At 70.3% G+C, this 18,031-nt stretch carries 16 protein-coding genes; 7 read left to right on the forward strand and 9 right to left on the reverse strand.

All coding sequences use genetic code 11. The annotated features are described in order from the left end of the window. Positions 1 to 331 precede the first annotated feature (331 nt). Positions 332 to 1,027, forward strand: a complete 696-nt coding sequence (locus OHA11_RS26500; RefSeq protein ID WP_266500449.1) for a M23 family metallopeptidase — start codon at positions 332 to 334, stop codon at positions 1,025 to 1,027. Positions 1,028 to 1,132: 105 nt separating this feature from the next. Here the strand turns inward: OHA11_RS26500 and OHA11_RS26505 are convergent, their stop codons facing one another. Continuing rightward, positions 1,133 to 1,717 (reverse strand): TetR/AcrR family transcriptional regulator, encoded by a 585-nt coding sequence (locus OHA11_RS26505; protein ID WP_266500452.1) that lies wholly within the window; start codon positions 1,715 to 1,717, stop codon positions 1,133 to 1,135. Positions 1,718 to 1,904: 187 nt separating this feature from the next. Here OHA11_RS26505 and OHA11_RS26510 point away from each other — a divergent pair, with 187 nt between their 5' ends. The 3 genes from OHA11_RS26510 (at position 1,905) to OHA11_RS26520 (ending at position 5,163) form a co-directional block, all read left to right on the forward strand. Then, the gene (locus OHA11_RS26510) at positions 1,905 to 3,530 is read left to right on the forward strand and encodes an MDR family MFS transporter (protein WP_266500454.1); all 1,626 of its coding nucleotides are present in this window, start codon (positions 1,905 to 1,907) and stop codon (positions 3,528 to 3,530) included. Positions 3,531 to 3,657: 127 nt separating this feature from the next. Beyond that, a complete protein-coding gene (locus OHA11_RS26515; RefSeq protein WP_266500456.1) occupies positions 3,658 to 4,155 on the forward strand; it encodes an NUDIX hydrolase in 498 nt (165 codons plus the stop codon). A gap of 93 nt (positions 4,156 to 4,248) precedes the next feature. Further along, on the forward strand, positions 4,249 to 5,163 hold the full coding sequence (locus tag OHA11_RS26520; RefSeq protein WP_266500459.1) for an IS982 family transposase: 915 nt from the start codon (positions 4,249 to 4,251) through the stop codon (positions 5,161 to 5,163). Between the two features lie 203 nt (positions 5,164 to 5,366). Here the strand turns inward: OHA11_RS26520 and cseC are convergent, their stop codons facing one another. The 5 genes from cseC to OHA11_RS26545 form a co-directional block, all read right to left on the reverse strand. Next, positions 5,367 to 6,680, reverse strand: a complete 1,314-nt coding sequence (gene cseC, locus OHA11_RS26525) for a two-component system sensor histidine kinase CseC (protein WP_266500461.1) — start codon at positions 6,678 to 6,680, stop codon at positions 5,367 to 5,369. Beyond that, on the reverse strand, positions 6,677 to 7,402 hold the full coding sequence (gene cseB, locus OHA11_RS26530) for a two-component system response regulator CseB (RefSeq protein WP_266500462.1): 726 nt from the start codon (positions 7,400 to 7,402) through the stop codon (positions 6,677 to 6,679). The genes cseC and cseB overlap by 4 nt, the downstream gene beginning before the upstream one ends. Before the next feature lie 162 nt (positions 7,403 to 7,564). Further along, complete coding sequence (locus OHA11_RS26535) at positions 7,565 to 8,224, reverse strand: hypothetical protein (protein WP_266500464.1); 660 nt, start codon at positions 8,222 to 8,224, stop codon at positions 7,565 to 7,567. Then, positions 8,212 to 8,769, reverse strand: a complete 558-nt coding sequence (locus OHA11_RS26540) for a SigE family RNA polymerase sigma factor (protein WP_266500467.1) — start codon at positions 8,767 to 8,769, stop codon at positions 8,212 to 8,214. The genes OHA11_RS26535 and OHA11_RS26540 overlap by 13 nt, the downstream gene beginning before the upstream one ends. A 269-nt stretch (positions 8,770 to 9,038) precedes the next feature. Next, positions 9,039 to 9,968, reverse strand: a complete 930-nt coding sequence (locus OHA11_RS26545) for an A/G-specific adenine glycosylase (RefSeq protein ID WP_266500469.1) — start codon at positions 9,966 to 9,968, stop codon at positions 9,039 to 9,041. 204 nt (positions 9,969 to 10,172) lie between these two features. Between OHA11_RS26545 and OHA11_RS26550 the strand changes: the two genes are divergently transcribed. Next, complete coding sequence (locus tag OHA11_RS26550; RefSeq protein WP_266500472.1) at positions 10,173 to 11,003, forward strand: hypothetical protein; 831 nt, start codon at positions 10,173 to 10,175, stop codon at positions 11,001 to 11,003. 356 nt (positions 11,004 to 11,359) lie between these two features. Beyond that, positions 11,360 to 12,571, forward strand: coding sequence for an IS110 family transposase (locus OHA11_RS26555; RefSeq protein WP_266492891.1), 1,212 nt, complete (start codon positions 11,360 to 11,362; stop codon positions 12,569 to 12,571). A 27-nt stretch (positions 12,572 to 12,598) separates the two neighbouring features. Here the strand turns inward: OHA11_RS26555 and OHA11_RS26560 are convergent, their stop codons facing one another. The 3 genes from OHA11_RS26560 to radA form a co-directional block, all read right to left on the reverse strand. Next, positions 12,599 to 13,006, reverse strand: a complete 408-nt coding sequence (locus OHA11_RS26560) for a hypothetical protein (protein ID WP_266507475.1) — start codon at positions 13,004 to 13,006, stop codon at positions 12,599 to 12,601. A 115-nt stretch (positions 13,007 to 13,121) separates the two neighbouring features. After that, entirely contained in the window at positions 13,122 to 14,246 is a 1,125-nt protein-coding gene (gene disA / locus OHA11_RS26565) for a DNA integrity scanning diadenylate cyclase DisA (RefSeq protein ID WP_266500475.1), read from the reverse strand. Positions 14,247 to 14,316: 70 nt separating this feature from the next. After that, positions 14,317 to 15,726 carry a DNA repair protein RadA gene (gene radA / locus OHA11_RS26570; RefSeq protein ID WP_266500477.1) on the reverse strand — a complete coding sequence of 470 codons (1,410 nt, stop codon included), beginning with the start codon at positions 15,724 to 15,726 and terminating at the stop codon, positions 14,317 to 14,319. Positions 15,727 to 15,948: 222 nt separating this feature from the next. Here radA and OHA11_RS26575 point away from each other — a divergent pair, with 222 nt between their 5' ends. After that, positions 15,949 to 17,934: a hypothetical protein gene (locus tag OHA11_RS26575; RefSeq protein ID WP_266500480.1), complete on the forward strand. Its 1,986-nt coding sequence runs from the start codon at positions 15,949 to 15,951 to the stop codon at positions 17,932 to 17,934. Positions 17,935 to 18,031 lie beyond the last annotated feature (97 nt).

Here is an 18,031-nt window from a genome sequence, read left to right on the forward strand (position 1 = left end):
GGTGGCCCCGATATGGACAAAAAGGACCTTTGGTTCATGGGGTGTGGTGGGGGTGGTCGGCCCGGGGGGCGGGCCCGGAGTTACGTCTTCCGGGCCGCAGTGGACGGCCGTGAAGTGGGGTTAAACCAGACTTCTGACAGAAAACACGGAGGATTTCGTCCTAGGTGTGCTCCTTGTCAAGGAGTCGGAAGTTTCAGGGTCAAGTACGACTTGAGGTCGTAGATGGGGCTTTTGTGGGATGACGGGGGTGCGGGTTACCAAGGGATGCCTCGCCCGGCGCGTCGACTGCGTGCCGGGTGCGTTGATGTCCGTCCCCCTGGAGGTAGTCCCCATGTCGCAGCGCATCACGTCCCACCTTCCCGGCACGCCCAAGCTCCGCGTCCGGGCGGCCGCCATGGCTCTCGGCCTGGGAGTCTCGGCCGCGCTCGGAGCCGGGGTCGCGGTCGCCGCCGACACCAAGGCGAGCGCCGTCGCGCTGCCTGGCTCTGCCGCCGTCGCGGTGCAGCAGCAGGCCGCCGCGCAGGCCAAGGCCGCGGCTCAGACGAAGGCCAAGAACAAGGCGGCCGCCAAGAAGGCCGCCGCCAAGCCCGTCGTGGCCAAGAAGGCCGCCTCCTGGGTCGATCCGGTCAAGAAGTACAAGCTCTCCGCGAGCTTCGCCCAGGCCGGGAACCTCTGGTCGTCCACGCACTCCGGCCAGGACTTCGCCGTCGCCTCCGGCACGCAGGTCGTCGCCGCGCACGGCGGGACCGTCGTGAAGGCCGGCGGCAACGGCGCCGGTGACGGACCCGCGTACGGCAACGCCATCGTGATCAAGCACGGCAGCGGTACGTACTCCCAGTACGCGCACCTGTCCCGGGTGGACGTGAAGGTCGGCCAGATAGTGAAGACCGGCCAGCGCATCGCCCTGTCCGGCAACACCGGCAACTCCAGCGGGCCGCACCTGCACTTCGAGATCCGTACGACGGCCAACTACGGCTCGGCCGTCGACCCCGTCGCCTTCCTGCGCACCAAGGGCGTGACCGTCTAAGAGGCGGCACGGCCCGTGGCCCGTGGCCCATGGCCCATGGCCCACGGCCCATGGGCCACGGGCCACGGGCCGTGCCGCCCATGCCTCATGGACCCACGCTCAGGGCTACTCGGGGGCGGCGCCGCCATGTGCCCGCGTGACCAGATCGATGGCGACCTCCAGGACGGCCTTCCGCTTCTCTTCGGGGTCGCCTTTCAAGTCCTTGAGGGCGAACATCCCGGCGTGCATCGTGAACAGCGCGCTCACGCACCGGACCTGGTCCGTCAGTGCGGCGTCCGGCTCCTTGATGATGGCAAGCATCCCGAGCAAGCGGTCCTTGAACGACTCGCCGATGCTCAGCTCGCGGATCGTCGCCTGGTTCTCCTGCATGAAGCGGAAGAGGGGCGCCGCGTCGTTGAGCGCCTCGCTGTAGCGGCGCAGCAGCTCCTGCTTGGTGTCGAGGGTGTGCGGTTGGCCCTTGCCCCACTCGATCAGGTCGTCCATCGGCCTCGTCAGGTCCTGGAAGAGGCTGATCAGGATGTCTTCCTTGGTCTTGAAGTGGTAGTAGAGCGCCGCCTTCGTGACGTCCAGCCGTTCGGCGATCTCCCGCAACGACGTCTTCTCGTACCCCTGCTCGGCGAAGAGTTCGATGGCCACGTCCTGGATGCGCTGCCGGGTGTCCCCGCGCCGCCGCTGCCTGCTGCCGCCCATCGTGGCCGCTCCTCGTCCTTGTCGTCCCTACGTGTCGTAGGTGCTCGCCGTAAGGTAAAGAAAAACTTACTTGACGCCCGGCTAGTTACGGGTCTACTTTTCCCCAGTGTAGTCAACTTGCCGGTCGGCAAGTAAGTGCCAGTAAGTGCAAGTAGGTAGCAGTGCAGTACCCAGGGGAGTGGGGACAGTGACGGACACCAAGGCGGCCAAGGCGGCCAAGGCGGCCAAGGCGGAGAACGCGGCGGAGGCGCCGGAAGACGGGGGCAAACAGCCGAGGAGCGCACGGGTCGTCCTGCTTGCGTTGATGATCGCGATGCTCCTCGCGATGCTGGACAACATGATCGTCGGCACTGCCATGCCGACCATCGTGGGGGAGCTGGGCGGGCTCGAACACCTGTCGTGGGTCGTCACGGCCTACACGCTCGCGACCGCCGCCTCCACCCCGATCTGGGGCAAGCTCGGCGACATGTACGGGCGCAAGGGCGTCTTCATGACCTCGATCGTGCTCTTCCTGATCGGGTCGGCCCTGAGCGGCATGGCCCAGGACATGGGCCAGCTCATCGGGTTCCGCGCGATCCAGGGGCTCGGCGCCGGCGGTCTGATGGTCGGCGTCATGGCGATCATCGGGGACCTGATTCCGCCGCGGGAGCGCGGCAAGTACCAGGGCATGATGGGCGGTGTGATGGCCCTCGCCATGATCGGCGGGCCGCTCGTCGGCGGCACCATCACCGACCACTGGGGCTGGCGCTGGTCCTTCTACATCAACCTGCCCCTCGGTGTCGTGGCGCTGGTCGCCATCAGCGCCGTACTGCATCTGCCCAAGAAGCGGGCGCAGGCACGGATCGACTACCTCGGCGCGGCGCTGCTCACCGCGGGCATCACCGCGATCGTGCTCGTCACCACCTGGGGCGGGACCGAGTACGCCTGGGGCTCCGCCATGATCATGGAGCTGATCGGTATCGGGGTCGCGTCGCTCGTCGGGTTCCTGTTCTGGCAGACCAAGGCGGCCGCGCCGGTCATGCCGCTGCACATCTTCCGGAGCCGCAACTTCTCGCTGATGTCCGTCATCGGCTTCATCGCCGGGTTCGTGATGTTCGGCGCGGTGCTGTTCCTGCCGCTGTACCAGCAGTCCGTGCAGGGCGCGTCCGCGACCAACTCCGGGTTGCTGCTGCTGCCGATGCTCGGCGCGATGCTCGTCACCTCGATGGTCGCCGGGCGGGTCACCACCAGCACCGGGCGCTACAAGGCCTTCCCGATCGTGGGCAGTGCGCTGATGGCCGTCGGGCTGTACCTGCTGTCGCTCATGGACACGGATACGTCGCGACTGACGTCCGGGGTGTACATGGCCGTGGTCGGCGCCGGCATGGGCTGTCTGATGCAGATCACCATGCTGGTCTCGCAGAACAGCGTCGAGATGAAGGACATGGGCGTCGCCTCGTCCAGCACCACGCTGTTCCGTACGCTCGGGGCGTCCTTCGGGGTCGCGATCATGGGGGCGCTGTTCAACAGCCGGGTCCAGGACGTGATGTCCGAGCGGGCGGGGGCGCTAGGCTCGAAGGTCACGGAGCAGTCGGCACAACTGGACGCGGCGAGCCTGGCGAAGCTGCCGGCGGCGGCGCGGGAGGCGTACCAGCACGCGGTGTCCGCCGGTACGCACTCGGCGTTCCTCCTGGGGGCCGTGGTCGCGGTCGTCGCCCTGGCCGCGGCGGTGTTCGTGAAGGAGGTTCCCCTGCGGGGAGCGGGCGCCTCCGGCGAGGACACACCGAGTGACTCGGCCCCGGCGCCGAAGGCAACGGTGACCGAGACGGTCTGAGCCCCTGGACGGCCCGCAGCGACTTCGACTGCGGGCCGTCGGTGGCTGGTCGCGCAGTTCCCCGCGCCCCTAGATGATCGATTCCAAGGGATCGTGCAGGTCGCCGGTAGATGGATAGCCTGCCGGGATGTCCTCGGTGAACCTGCGTCACTCAGTCCGCGCGGTCGTCCTCGATGAGGGCGACCGCATCCTGCTGTGCCGCTTCGCCATTCCCAAGCCGGCCGGCACGGTGGTCGTGTGGGCGGCTCCCGGTGGCGGTGTCGAGCGCGGCGAGACGCCGCTTGCCGCGCTACGTCGCGAGTTGCACGAAGAGGTAGGGCTGGCCGTCGAAACCGACCCGCCACATGTGTGGCACCAGCAGGTCGTCGCCCCCGGACACGCAGCAGGCTACGACGGAGTGGTCAACGACTACTTCCTTGTCCGCACCGCATCGTTCCCTCCACGCGGCGCGATGTCCGACGACGAACTCGCCGCCGAGAACATCGATGGCTTCCGCTGGTGGCGCCTTCGGGATATCGCCGACTACCGCGGTTCCGAGCTGTTCTCACCCCGCGACCTCGCCACACCGTTGGCGGTGCTGATCGCCGAGGGCGTTCCGGCCAGACCGGTGCCGCTCGGCCTGTGAGCCTCGCATCCGACCCTCGGACACAGGCCCGGCCGCTGACGGGAACCTGCAGATCGCCTGCACACATGAGGCGAGGGAGCCCAACGTCAGTGTGTGAAGACAGAGCTGGACTCCCTCGCGACCGCACTTTACGTGAAGACCGACGACCTGCTGAAGGACTCACCGCATCTCGCACCACGGCGGCCGGCCGTGGGCATCACCCCGAAGCTCACCGACGCCGAACTGGTCACCCTGGCGATGATGCAGGCCATGCTTGGCTTCACCTCCGAGGCCCGGTGGCTCCGCCACGCCCGTTCCCATCTGCGCCATCTCTTCCCGTACCTGCCCCAGCAGTCCGGCTACAACAAGCGTCTGCGCAAGGCCGCCGACCTGCTTCGCCAGGTCACCCGGCTGCTGGCCACCGACACCAGTGTGTGGAGAGACGACGTATGGATCGTGGACTCCACGCCGGTTGAATGCGGCCGTTCACGCGAGACCGTGAAACGCTCCGACCTGGCCGGATGGGCCGAGTACGGCTACTGCGCCAGCCACAGCCGCTTCTTCTGGGGCCTGCGCCTGCATCTGGTGTGCACCCTCCAGGGCCTGCCCGTCGCCTTCGCCCTGACCGGGGCCAAGGCCGACGAACGCGAGACCCTGCTGGACCTCCTCTCCGCCGAACCCGGCCTCGTCGCCGCACGTCCTGCCCAGACACTGATCGGCGACAAGAACTACTTCGGCCGCGACTTCGAACACCAACTGGCTGAACAGGACATCCGGCTACTGCGGCCGGCCCGAAAGGGCGAGCCAGAGCGTCCCGGAGCACCGCTGTTCAAGCCATTGCGGCAGGTCATCGAGTCGGTCAACCAGACCTTCAAGGGCCAACTCGATCTCGAACAGCACCGAGGACGCACACCCGGCGGTGTCGTCGCCCGCGTCATGCAGCGAATCCTCGCGATGACCGCAGCGATCTGGCACAACGACCACACCGGACAACCCGTCCTGCGCTCACTGACCGCCTATGACCACTGACCCCTTGGAATCGATCATCTAGGGCGGCCTCGCGTTGTGTTCTGCGTGCGGGCGATCCGTGGCTGAGCGCGCAGTTCCCCGCGCCCCTGAAAGACGGCCCGTCGGCCGCGCCCCGCAAGGGGCGCGGGGAACTGCGCGACCAGCCCCCGACTGCCCGCACCCACCCACGCACAGGCACATACCCCGCGCACCCCAGCGGAGCGTCACGGCAGCACCGGAAAGCTCCCCGAGTTGGTAGGCGCATGTTCCGGCAGCCACAGCACCGCGACCGCGCCCTCCACCGGCCCCGAGCCCATGTCGAGCCCCACATTGCGGAAGGTCAGCCGCGCGCCGAGCACCCGTGCCTGGCCTGCCGCGATGGTGAGGCCGAGGCCGTGGCCGTGCCCCGCCCGGTCGCTGCTGCCCGTACGGAAACGGCTCGGCCCCTCCGCGAGCAGATCCGCCGGAAAACCGGGCCCGTGATCGCGGACCCGGATGACCCGGCCCTCCACGGAGATCTCGATGGGCGGCTTGCCGTGCTTGGCGGCATTGGCGAGGAGGTTGCCGACGACGCGCTCCAGACGGCGCGGATCCGTCGTGACCTCCGACTCGTGCACCACCCGCACCTCGACATCCGGGTGCGTCGAGGCGACCCGCCGGACGATGAACTCGCCGAGGTTGATGTCCTGCAACTCGGCCCGCTCGGACGCACCGTCGAGCCGCGCCACCTCCAGCACGTCCTCGACGAGCGTACGCATCGCCTGTGCCCGGTCCTTGACCAGCTCGGACGGCCGTCCCGGTGGCAGCAGCTCGGCCGCGGTGAGCAGCCCCGTCACCGGGGTGCGCAGCTCGTGCGCGATGTCGGCGGTGACCCGGCGCTCGGCCTCGTACCGCTGCTTCAACGCGTCGGCCATGGCGTCCACCGCCTCCGCGAGGTCGTCCGTCTCGTCCCGGATGGCAGAGCCGATCGCGTCGCCCACCCGTACGTCGCTCTGCCGCTGCGCGACCAGGTGCGCGGCGCTCGCCGCCTGGCGGAGGCGGCCCGAGAGCTGGCCGCCGACCAGTACGCCGAGGGCGCAGCCGCCGAAGATGACCGCGATCGAACCGATCATCAGGGCCTGGTCGAGGTCTTCCATGACGTTGGCGCTGCGGTCCGTGAAGCGGGTGTGCAGGGACAGGACCCGGCCGTCCCGCGTGGGCATGGCCGCCCAGATGTCGGGCGCCCCGCCGGAGTTGTCCTGTACGAAGGTGGCCCGCCGCCCGTCCTTGACCTTGCGCAGCAGTTCCTTCGGCAGCTCCGGATCGTCCACCCGGGTGCCCAGGCGGGCCGCCCCGCTGGTGGTGTCGTAGTACCGCGCCGCGATCTGCAGCCGCTCGTCCTGCACATCGCGGGCGTTGTCCAGCATGGTGACCCGGGCGGCGTTGTGCACGACGATGCTGAGCGCCAGGGCCACCAACGCGCTGACCAGCGTGATCGCCGCGCTCAGCTTCCAGCGCAGCCCGATCCGCAGCCCCTTGGACAGCACCGCGAGCCTCATCCCTTGAGCTTGTAGCCGAAGCCGCGGACCGTCTCGATCCGGTCCTGGCCGATCTTCGTACGCAGCCGCTGCACATGGACGTCGACGACGCGGGTGTCCCCGCCCCAGCCGTAGTCCCAGACCCGCTCCAGGAGCTTGTCGCGCGACAGGACCGTACCCGGCGCGGACGAGAACTCCAGGAGCAGCCGCATCTCGGTGGGGGTCAGCGCCACCGGCGTACCGCCCTTGCGCACCTCCATGCCCACGGTGTCGATCTCCAGTACGCCGGCACCGTCACCGAAGGACAGCACGCCGCCGGCGGGGACGGACGAGCCGCCCTCCGTCTCCCCTGCGGACCGCGGCCCGCTCGCGTGCCCGAAGCGCCGCAGCACCGCACGGATCCGCGCGACCAGGACGGCGCCGTCGAACGGCTTCGTCACGTAGTCGTCGGCGCCCGCCTCCAGGCCCAGGACGACGTCGATCGAGTCCGCGCGGGCCGACAGCATGATCACCGGCACGGTCGACTCGTCCCGGATCCGACGGCACAGCGACACACCGTCGAGCCCCGGCACCATCACGTCGAGGAGCGCGATGTCGGGCCGGTCGGCGCGGAACGCCTCAAGCCCGGACAGTCCGTCAGGCATCGCGGTCACCACGAAGCCGTCGCGCTCCAGCGCGAGCTGGGTGGCCTCGCGGATGACGTCGTCGTCCTCGACGAACAGGACGTGGGTCTGCTCTGCCATCCGCTGCTCTCAGTTTCTCGGTCGGTCGGTCGGTCGATCGGTTGGACGGACGGAGGGACGATCGGGTCGGGCTTATTTCTCGGTCAGGCGGTCAGGCGGTCAGGCGGTCAGGCGGTCAGGCGGTCAGCCGGGCCCATGTCTCGGTCAGGCGGTCAGGCCGGCCTACTTCTCGGTCGGCAACGGCGTCTCGCCGCCCACCACCTTGCTGTAGTCGTTCGTGATCCGGCCCCGCTCCGCGAAGCGGTTCGCCATCCAGCGGTACGTGACCACTTCCTCGCCGGACGGATTCTCCAGCGAGTCGCCCTTCTCGTACACCTGCTGGGTGACCACCAGGTCGCCCCGGTCGATCTCCGCGTAGACCGGGGGCTCCTCGGCCCGGAAGACATTCTTGTACGCGTCGCCCTCCTCGCGATACACGTACGAGCCGACGCCGACCGCTTCGTCGCAGGTCATCACGTTGACCAGGATGTCGTGCGTGGACCCGCCGGTGAGTTTTCCGTACGACACGTCGACCGGGTACTCGTCGCCGAAGCAGGGCTTCAGGTCGCGCTTGACCGCCGGGCTGACCCCTGGGTCGGCCCGGACGAGTCTGATCGCCTCCGCGCGGTCCTGGGCCCGGGGCGGGGAGGGGGTGACGGCCTCGGCCTCCACGCCGCCGCCCGCCGACACCGCGTCGGAGGCCGGACCCTCGTCCCGGGCGCCGGTGCCGCCCGTGCCGCAGCCGGACACCAAAAGGCCGAGGGCGGCGAGCACGGCCACCGCCGCGATCACCGCCTTCTGGGCTCTGCCGGCCCGTGGAACCGTCGTGCCTACGCCGCGCAACGCTCCCGCTCCTCACGCTCCGACGCACCCGCGCCGAGCTCGTCCTGCTCGTCGGCGGCTCGGCGCTCCAGCTCCTCGCGGAGCCGGGCGAGCGCCCGGTGCAGTGTGCTCTTGACCGTGCCGGCCGACATACCGAGGGCGGCGGCGGTCTCCTCCGTGGACATCTGCTCCCAGTGTCGCAGCACGACGACGCTGCGTTGCTTCGGAGCCAGCACCTTCATGATGTCCATCAGGAGCGCGCGGTCGGCGTGCTGCTCGGTGGAGTCGTCCACACTCGCGTCCGGGAGCTGCTCGGTGGGGACTTCCTCCAGCTTGCGGGCCCGCCACCACTCCGTACGCGTGTTGATCATGACGCGGCGCAGATAGGCGTCGGCGAGACGCTTGTCGGCGATGCCCTCCCAGCGGCCGTACGTCCGCACCAGCGCGGTCTGCAGGAGGTCCTGCGCGTCGACAGGGTCGGGGACCAGACGGCGTGCGCTGCGCAGCAGCGCGTCCTGCCGAGTACGTACGTACTCCTCGAACTCGAGTACCTCGCCGTGCGCCATTCCAACCGCCTCCATCCCCATTTCCGACCTGTCTGCTGCCGGCTGTCCGTTACCTGCGAACCGCTGATCCGCGGTACGGCACTGAAGTTACGGAGCGGTTGTCACGGGGCTGTCCGAACGAGCCTGCGGTGAGCGCTCGGCTGTCCGTCGGTTGTGTAACGGAAGTAGGGAATGGGTAAGGCGAGGTGGTGACTGGGCAGGTTATGGGGCGGTTTGCCCACCGGGAGTTGTAAAGAGGAACTGTCACGGACCCCGGTGGAACCTGTGCGTCAGCTCAGCGGGAGCCGGTACCGGCCGCCCGCGAGGGGCTCGACCAGTCCGTCGGCGACCAGCCCGTCCAGGGCACGGGCGCGCTGGACCGGCTCCTCCCACACCCGGTCGAGGGCGGACTGCGGGACCGGCGAGACCGCCTCGCGCAGCACGGCGAGCAGCCGGCCCCGTACCTGCCGGTCCGTGCCCGCGTACGTCTGGCCGCGCCGCGGCGGCCCCTCGTGCGCGGGCTTGCCCGCCAGCCGCCACGCGCACCGGGCCGCGATCGGGCACCGCACGCAACTCTCGTTCCGCGCCGTGCAGATGAGCGCGCCGAGCTCCATGGAGGCGGCGGCCCAGCGCGAGGCCGTGTGCTCGTCGCCGGGCAACAGGGCGCGGGCGAGCTTGCGTTCGGCGGCGGTCGTGGCGTTCGGCGGGTACTGGACACCGGTGACGGCCCGCGCGAACACGCGCCGCACGTTCGTGTCGAGGACGGCGTGCCGCTGCCCGTACGCGAAGGAGGCCACCGCCGCCGCCGTGTACTCACCGATGCCGGGCAGCGCGAGCAGCTGGGCGTGCTCTGTCGGTACGTCGCCGCCGTGCCGCTCCGTTATGGCGAGCGCGGCGCCGTGCAGGCGCAGCGCGCGGCGAGGGTAGCCGAGCCGGCCCCAGGCGCGGACGGCCTCGCCCGGCGCGTCCTCGGCGAGGTCGGCGGGCCGCGGCCAGCGGGCGAGCCACTGCTCGTACACCGGCAGTACCCGGCTCACCGGCGTCTGCTGCAACATGAACTCGCTGACCATCACCCCCCACGGGCCCGCGTCGGGGCGTCGCCACGGGAGGTCGCGGGCGTGCTCCTCGAACCAGTCGATGACGGGTGTGTGCAGGTGGTCGCCGACGGTTTCGTACGCGTCGGCCTGGGCACTGGATGTGGGTTTCGTGGGCGCAGTCATGGCACGTCCGATCCTCCCACGCGGTGGTGCCTCCGGCGGTTTGGCTGGGGGTTGCGTCGTGTGTTGTCTGCGGGTGGGTGGGGGCTGGTCGCGCAGTTCCCCGCACCCTACGGGGCGCCTGCCGAGATGATGATCGGAAAAAGTTGAGGGCCTGAGCGGCGGGTGGGGCCAGTGAACTCCCCGATCTCTCGTACAGTTTGCGCCGTGGGATCTCTGCGCAATCCGGTCGGGCCGCTTCCCTCCTCCATCTACTGGCGACGGAGGACCGTTCTGCTGTCCTTGCTCGCCGTGGTGGCGTTGCTGATCGCCTGGGTGGTCGCCTCCGGCGGCGGAGGCGGCGGCAAGAAGAGCGCGGGCGGGTCCAACGGCAAGAACCCCACCGCCTCGATCACGCCGGGCCCCTCCGGCTCCGAGCCCGCGATCAGCCAAGCCCCGGGCGGGCGCGACGAGTCGGACGACGGAAGCGGCGACGGTTCCGGGGAGTCAGGCGGCTCGGCGGGCTCAGCCGGCTCGGGCGGTTCCGGTGGCTCGGACGGTTCCACGTCCGGCGGGTCCGCCTCGGGCAGCGGCGGCGTGGCCGACGGCGAGGGCGGCGGAGGTTCCGGCGACACGGTTCCGGCCGGGTCCGCCCTGCCCGACTGCGCCGCGGGAGCCGTGAAGCTGACGCTGCGCAGCGTCAACAACGAGTACGCGCCGGGCGAGAAGCCCACCTTCGAACTGATCGCCAGGAATTCCACCGGCAGCGACTGCAAGCTGGATCTCGGCCCGAAGAACGCGGTCGTGACCATCACCCAGGCAGAGAGCGACGACGAGATCTGGTCCTCGGCCGACTGCCCGACGGGCGCTTCCAGCGTCCTCTTCCGCATCCCGGCCAACGACCGAGTAACCCGCACCATCGCCTGGAACCGCAAGGCCAGCGCCCCCGAGTGCGCCACCCCACCGGCCATCACGGCAACACCGGGCACGTACCTGGTAGAGGCCAAGGCCCCGGGCCTGACAAAGACCCAGACATCATTCGTCCTGAAGAAGGACTGACGAGAAAACGGCCTCAGAGTCGGCGCGCTCCTTTAGGGGCGCGGGGAACTGCGCGACCAGCCCCCACCCACCCGCACCCAAAACACAACGCGCCCCCGTTATGTTTTCCGCGGTCCTGCAAGAGGGCCGCTGGCCTCCGGGCCCGGCATGACTGTGTCCCCCTGTCGAACGGATGACCTGGGGGGTGGTGTCACCGGGCCCGGGAGGTGCCGTCGGAGACGCTGATGAGAGGTCCGGCCACCGCCCGGTCCGGCGCAATGCCGGGCAGTTCGCGGGCGGCAGGTCTGCATAACGTGGATGCGCGCGTACGACACCACTGCCGAGGCCGGCACGTTCAACTTCCCTGGAAGGGCGCGATGTTCGACACCCAAGACGTGGGCGTATTCCTCGGCCTGGACGTCGGCAAGAGCGCCCATCACGGCCATGGGCTCACGCCAGCCGGGAAGAAGGTCCTCGACAAGCAGCTGCCCAACAGCGAGCCGAAACTACGGGCCGTCTTCGACAAGCTGACCGCGAAGTTCGGCACCGTGCTGGTGATCGTGGACCAGCCCGCCTCGATCGGGGCTCTCCCCCTGACCGTGGCCCGGGACGCCGGCTGCGAGGTCGCCTACCTGCCCGGCCTGGCCATGCGGCGGATCGCCGACCTGTACCCGGGTGAGGCCAAGACCGACGCGAAGGACGCCGCGGTGATCGCGGATGCGGCCCGCACCATGCCGCACACCCTGCGCTCGCTGGAGCTCACCGACGAGATCACCGCCGAACTCACGGTCCTCGTGGGCTTCGACCAGGACCTCGCCGCTGAGGCCACCCGCACGTCCAACCGGATACGCGGCCTGCTCACCCAGTTCCACCCGTCGCTGGAACGCGTTCTGGGCCCCCGCCTCGACCACCAGGCCGTCACCTGGCTGCTGGAGCGCTACGGCTCCCCGGCCGCACTGCGCAAAGCCGGCCGCCGCAGGCTCGTCGAGCTCATCCGGCCCAAGGCCCCGCGCATGGCCCAGCGGCTGATCGACGATGTCTTCGAGGCGTTGGACGAGCAGACCGTCGTGGTCCCGGGCACCGGCACCCTCGACATCGTCGTGCCCTCCCTGGCCCGCTCTCTCGCCGCTGTCCACGAACAGCGCCGGGCCCTGGAAGCCCAGATCAACGCCCTGCTGGAGGCCCACCCTCTTTCCCCGGTCCTGACGTCGATGCCCGGCGTCGGCGTCAGGACCGCCGCCGTCCTGCTGGTCACCGTCGGCGACGGCACCAGCTTCCCGAGCGCCGCCCACCTGGCCTCCTACGCCGGACTCGCCCCGACCACGAAGTCGTCGGGCACCTCGATCCATGGCGAACACGCACCCCGAGGCGGCAACCGCCAGCTCAAACGCGCCATGTTCCTGTCCGCCTTTGCCTGCATGAACGCCGATCCCGCCTCCCGCACCTACTACGACAAGTGCCGGGCCCGCGGAAAGACCCACACCCAGGCCATCCTCCGCCTCGCCCGCCAACGCATCAGCGTTCTGTTCGCCATGCTCCGCGACGGCACCTTCTACGAACCCCGCCTTCCCCAAGCGACAGCTGCATGAACCAGCCCACAGGCAGGTCGATTCAGGTCAACGCCTTGTGTCGTCTGTCCACGCCGAGATATCTGCGGCAGCCCGTCGGACAGCGTCCTCCTGGTCCCGGGCGAGGTTCGCGCAGGCCGCTGCGACGTCCGGCACACCGTCCGGTCCCACGAGCGCGTCATGCACCCCGGTCTGCAGCCAGTCAGCCTGGTTGTCGTCAGCCTCGGCAACCGCGAGAGCGATGAGCCTTACGGCGGCCACCGTCCCCACCCGGGCCAGGGCCTCTGCCGTCTGTCGGATCACCGCCGTGTCCTCGACGTCCAGCAGCAGCCCCACCAGCGCTTCCGCAGCCTCAGAAACATCAGCGAAGGAAGCAAGGTCGCGCCCGGCACGAACACGTTGCGTCCACGAAGGAGACGACGCCTCAGCCAAGGCCGCCTCCAACCCACTCATCATCTCTGGCACGACCAGACAGTCTCATGCCCCACGAAGAAGAACGGACCCCAAGCCGAAGCTGCCCACACGCTTGACGAAGAACATAGAGGCACCCCCCCGCCAAACCGCCGGACGGCTACACGTACCGCTCAAGAATCGAAGACTCCGCCAACCGAGAAAGCCCCTCCCGCACACTCCGGGCCCGAGCCTCCCCCACCCCGTCCACGGTCTGCAGATCATCCACGCTCGCGGCGAGAAGCTTCTGCAACCCACCGAAGTGCTCGACAAGCCGGTCGATAATGGCCCCCGGCAACCGCGGCACCTTGGCCAACAACCGGAACCCGCGGGGCGAAACCGCGGAGTCGAGCGCCTCGGGCGACCCCGTGTACCCCAACGCCCGTGCCACCGTGGGCAGTTCAAGAAGCTCCGCATGCGTGAGCGCGTCGAGCTCGAACAGCGCCTCGTCAACGGTCCGCGACCGCTTGGCCGTCGGTTCGGGCACATAGTCCCGCACGACAAGCTCCCGCTCGGGCTCGACCCCGGCGATCAACTCGTCCAGCTGGAGCGCGAGCAACCGCCCGTCCGTGCCCAACTCGACCACGTACTCGGCGATCTCCGTGGCGATCCGGCGCACCATCTCCAGCCGCTGGGCCACCGCCGAAACATCCCGAACGGTGACAAGGTCCTCGATTTCGAGGGCCGACAACGTGCCCGCGACCTCGTCGAGGCGGAGCTTGTACCGCTCCAGCGTGGCCAGCGCCTGGTTCGCGCGGGAGAGGATCGCGGCCGAGTCCTCCAGGACCCGCCGCTGCCCGTCCACGTACAGCGCGATCAGCCGCATGGACTGGGAGACGGAGACGACGGGGAAGCCGACCTGCTTGCTCACCCGGTCCGCCGTGCGGTGACGGGTGCCCGTCTCCTCCGTCGCGATGGTGGGGTCGGGCACCAATTGCACACCGGCCCGCAGGATCTTGGTGATGTCCTTGTCGACGATGATGCCGCCGTCGAGCTTGCACAGCTCGCGCAGCCGGGTCGCCGTGAACTCGACGTCCAGCACGAAACCGCCGCTGCACATCGCCTCGACGGTCTTGTCCCAGCCGAGCACGATGAGCCCGCCGGTGTTGCCGCGGAGGATGCGCTCCAGGCCGTCACGCAGTCCGGTTCCGGGTGCCACGGCGCTGAGTGAGGTGCGCATCAGGCCTTCGGCACCGGAACTCCCGCCGGACTTGCCGGGAACTGCTGCCCGGTCGTTGGCTGCCACTGCACTCCTCCGGTCGCAGGTGTCTGGGGGCGCCCTGAGTTCGTACGGACGGGCGAGACCTGGGCAAAGTCTACCGGCGCTCTTCCTCGTCCCGTGGGGCCTCTCGCCGACGCGACCTCGGGAGGACTCTCAGCGCGTCCCCCATGTCGCCGACTTCCAGGACCTTCATGCCGGCAGGGATCTTGCCCGGGTCGCCCGGAACGAGGGCGTGGGTGAAGCCCAGACGGTGGGCTTCGGCGAGTCTGCGCTGGACGCCCGTGACCCGTCTGACCTCGCCCGCCAGGCCTACTTCGCCGATCGCGACGAGGTTCTTGGGCAGTGGGGTGTCACTCGCGGCGCTGGCCAGCGCGAGCGCGATCGCCAGGTCCGCGGCGGGCTCGGTGAGCTTCACACCGCCGACCGTCGCGGTGTAGATGTCCCGCTTCCCGATGGCGCTGATCCGGCCGCGCTGCTCCAGAACGGCGAGCATCATCTGGACCCGGGAGGTCTCCAGACCGGAGGTCGTACGCCTCGGGGTGGGGATCTGGGTGTCCACGGTGAGCGCCTGGACCTCGGCCACCAAGGGGCGGCGGCCTTCGAGGGTGACGGTCAGACAGGTGCCGGGGACGGGCTCGGCACGGCGGGTGAGGAACAGGCCGCTCGGGTCGGTCAGGCCGGTGATGCCCTCGTCGTGCAGTTCGAAGCAGCCGACCTCGTCCGTCGTCCCGTAACGGTTCTTGACGCCCCGTACGAGCCGAAGGCGCGCGTGCCGGTCGCCCTCGAAGCTCAGGACGACGTCCACGAGGTGCTCCAGGAGCCGCGGTCCCGCGATGGCACCGTCCTTGGTGACATGGCCCACAAGCAGGGTGGCCATGCCGCGCTCCTTGGAGGCGCGGATCAGGGCCCCGGCCACCTCACGGACCTGGGACATGCCTCCGGGGGCACCGTCGATCTCCGGAGAGGCCACCGTCTGCACGGAGTCGACGATGAGCAGGGACGGCTTCACCGCGTCCAAGTGGCCGAGGACCGTGGCCAGATCGGTCTCCGCCGCCAGATACAGGTGGTCGTCGATCGCCTTGATGCGGTCGGCGCGCAGCCGGACCTGGCTCGCCGACTCCTCGCCCGTGATGTAGAGCGTGCGGTGTTCGTCACTCGCCGCCTTCGCCGCCACGTCCAGCAGCAGCGTGGACTTGCCGACGCCCGGCTCGCCCGCCACGAGCACCACCGCGCCCGGCACGAGCCCGCCGCCGAGCACCCGGTCCAGCTCGGGCACGCCGGTCGAGCGGGCGGTCGCCTGCCTGCCGTCGACCTGGCCGATGGGCAGCGCGGACGTGGTGACCCGGCCGGGGGCCGTCGTACGCACCGCGGGCGCGCCGTACTCGTCGATCGTCCCCCATGCCTGGCATTCGGGGCAGCGACCGAGCCACTTGGCCGCCTGCCAGCCGCACTCGGTGCAGCGGTAGGACGGCCGGTCCTTCGCGGTCTTCGTACGGGCAGCCATGACACGAACCGTAACCGCCCCCACTGACAGCGCGACGCCGGTCCGTTCCGCACCCGGTGCCGATAACCGGGCACCCTTCGCAAACCGGCCACGACTCGTCAGGAACACGCCACGGAATCCACGGTTCCTGTCCCCTTATGAGGGATCGTTTCACCCGTACGGATTAATTGTGCGCAAGCCGGAAGTAGGGGCCGCCGCCCGGCCTCTACGGTCGCACGGGTGATGAGCCGCAGTCCCGAGACCTCGACCCGTACCTTCGGCGCACACCGAGCGCACCGTGAGGCGCGTGACCGGGCGGCGGCGCGCACGCTGGCGCAGTGCCCGCCCCCGCGCTACGAGCCGTACCTGGACGGCCTGTTCACCTATTGCCTGTCCGTGCTGTGCGACCACGACACGGCGACCGCCGCCCTCGGCGACGTCCTCGCGCTCGCCGAGCGCCGCGGCCAGCGCGGCCCGGAGGCGCCCGACGACCGCAGGGCCTGGCTGTACGCCCTCGCCCGCTGGTCGTGCCTGCGCAAACTCGCCGAGGCCAAGCAGAAACGTCATGGCGCGCACGCCTCGGGGCGCACCGAGGCCACGCACGGCCTGGGCCGTTCCCAGGGCGCGCACGTCGACGGTCGTCCTCAAGGTGCGTACGTCGACGGTCGTCCTCAAGGTGCGTACGTCGACGGCCGTTCCCAGGGCCGGTACGCGGAAGGGCAGTCGCAGGGCGGCCATGCCGCCGCCCACCGCACCTTCGCCGCGGGTCCCGACCGCCCCGGTGGCCAGACGGGCGACCGGACCGCCGACCTCCTCGCCGCCGCCGAGGAGGACCGTCGTCGTCGCGAACTCGCCCTGCTGGCCTGGCCGGAGGCCGCCGGTACGACGCCCGAACAGCGTGAGGCGCTCGAACTCGCCGTACGGCACCAGCTCGCCGTTCACGAGGTCGCCGCCGTCATTGGCATGGACCCGACCGCCGCCCGCGAACTCCTCGCGACGGCCGCCTGCGAGGTCGAGCGCACCCGCGCGGCCCTCGCCGTCGTCGAGACCGGCACCTGTCCGGGAGTCACCCGGCTCACCGGCGACAACCACCTCGTCCTCAGCGCCGCCGTGCGCCGCGAACTGGTCCGGCACGTCGACGACTGCCCCCGCTGCCGCCGTACCGCCGAGCGCGCGGTCCCCGGCTCCTGGCCCGGCACCAGCGTCACGCCCGCCGCGCTGCCCGTACTCGACGCCCCGCGCGCGGCCCTCCACCGGGCGATGACGCATGTCCCACGCGCGCGGGGCGGCGGTCCGCGCTTCGACCGGCGCGGTTTCCCGCTGGATCCCAAGGACCACGCGGCCCGTCGCGACCGACTGCGCGCGCGTGCCGTCACCACCACCGTCGTCGCCACCGTCGTGGCGGCCCCCGTGCTCGCCCTCTGGGCGGCCTACCGCGGCGCGCCCCTCATCGGCGAGGGAGCGGACGGCCGCCCGGTCACCGCGAGCGAGGCACACGACTCCGACTCCGACGGACTAGACAGCGAGGCGCCCGGCTACGAGAACGCCGGCAACACCAGCACCAGACCCGACCCCCGCTTCGCCCCGGTCAGTGGTACGTCCGACGTCTCCGTGGAGGTCATCGGCGTGGCCTCGGGGCAGCGCAAAAGCGGCCTCTCCGTAGAGGCCGGTTCCAGCGGCGACACGACGCTCATCACCCTCAGGGCGACCGGGAGTTCACCGGTACCGGTCCACTGGTCCGCGTACACCGGGGCGTCCTGGCTCTACCTGAGCCAGTCGTCCGGAACGCTGGAGCCGGGCGAGTCGTTGACGATCAAGGTGTACGTCGACCATCTGCGCGAGCCGATCGGCCCCTGGAGCGCCAGTGTGTCGGTCGCACCCGCGGGCGCGGTGGTCACGATCGACGGCTACGGGACGGCGGGCCCGAGCCCGACGCACCCCGGTCCGCGCCCGGACCCGCCGACGCCGACCGGTCCTGGCCCGACCAACCCAGGTCCGGGTCCGGGGCCTGGTCCGGGCCCGGGTCCAGGGCCGGGTCCTGAGCCCACGCCGAGCGAGCCGTCGCCCTCCAGCCCCGACCCCGAGCCCACGCCCAGCGGGCCGGGGCCGTCGGACCCCGAGCCGGAACCCCCGCCGGGCTCCTCCAGAGGTTCTACCGGTACTACGCCGCCGCCCAGTGGCCGTGCGGCTCCGAGTGGCAGTGGCGTCCCGAGTCCGTCGGGCGGCTGAACGCTTCCCGCGCGGGGCGTTGTCGTCTGCGGGCCGGTGGGGGCTGGTCGCGCAGTTCCCCGCGCCCCTTGTAGGGCGCCCCCTGCTTGTGGGGTGC

It is taken from the genome of Streptomyces sp. NBC_00878, assembly GCF_026341515.1.
Lineage (GTDB): Bacteria > Actinomycetota > Actinomycetes > Streptomycetales > Streptomycetaceae > Streptomyces.

Coding starts and splice junctions, on each gene's coding strand:
- OHA11_RS26545 (WP_266500469.1), bottom strand. CDS start 9,968: ATGACTGCGCCCACGAAACCCACATCCAGTGCCCAGGCCGACGCGTAC.
- OHA11_RS26505 (WP_266500452.1), bottom strand. CDS start 1,717: ATGGGCGGCAGCAGGCAGCGGCGGCGCGGGGACACCCGGCAGCGCATC.
- OHA11_RS26540 (WP_266500467.1), bottom strand. CDS start 8,769: ATGGCGCACGGCGAGGTACTCGAGTTCGAGGAGTACGTACGTACTCGG.
- OHA11_RS26575 (WP_266500480.1), top strand. CDS start 15,949: ATGAGCCGCAGTCCCGAGACCTCGACCCGTACCTTCGGCGCACACCGA.
- OHA11_RS26515 (WP_266500456.1), top strand. CDS start 3,658: ATGTCCTCGGTGAACCTGCGTCACTCAGTCCGCGCGGTCGTCCTCGAT.
- OHA11_RS26555 (WP_266492891.1), top strand. CDS start 11,360: ATGTTCGACACCCAAGACGTGGGCGTATTCCTCGGCCTGGACGTCGGC.
- cseC (WP_266500461.1), bottom strand. CDS start 6,680: ATGAGGCTCGCGGTGCTGTCCAAGGGGCTGCGGATCGGGCTGCGCTGG.
- radA (WP_266500477.1), bottom strand. CDS start 15,726: ATGGCTGCCCGTACGAAGACCGCGAAGGACCGGCCGTCCTACCGCTGC.
- OHA11_RS26500 (WP_266500449.1), top strand. CDS start 332: ATGTCGCAGCGCATCACGTCCCACCTTCCCGGCACGCCCAAGCTCCGC.
- OHA11_RS26560 (WP_266507475.1), bottom strand. CDS start 13,006: ATGATGAGTGGGTTGGAGGCGGCCTTGGCTGAGGCGTCGTCTCCTTCG.
- cseB (WP_266500462.1), bottom strand. CDS start 7,402: ATGGCAGAGCAGACCCACGTCCTGTTCGTCGAGGACGACGACGTCATC.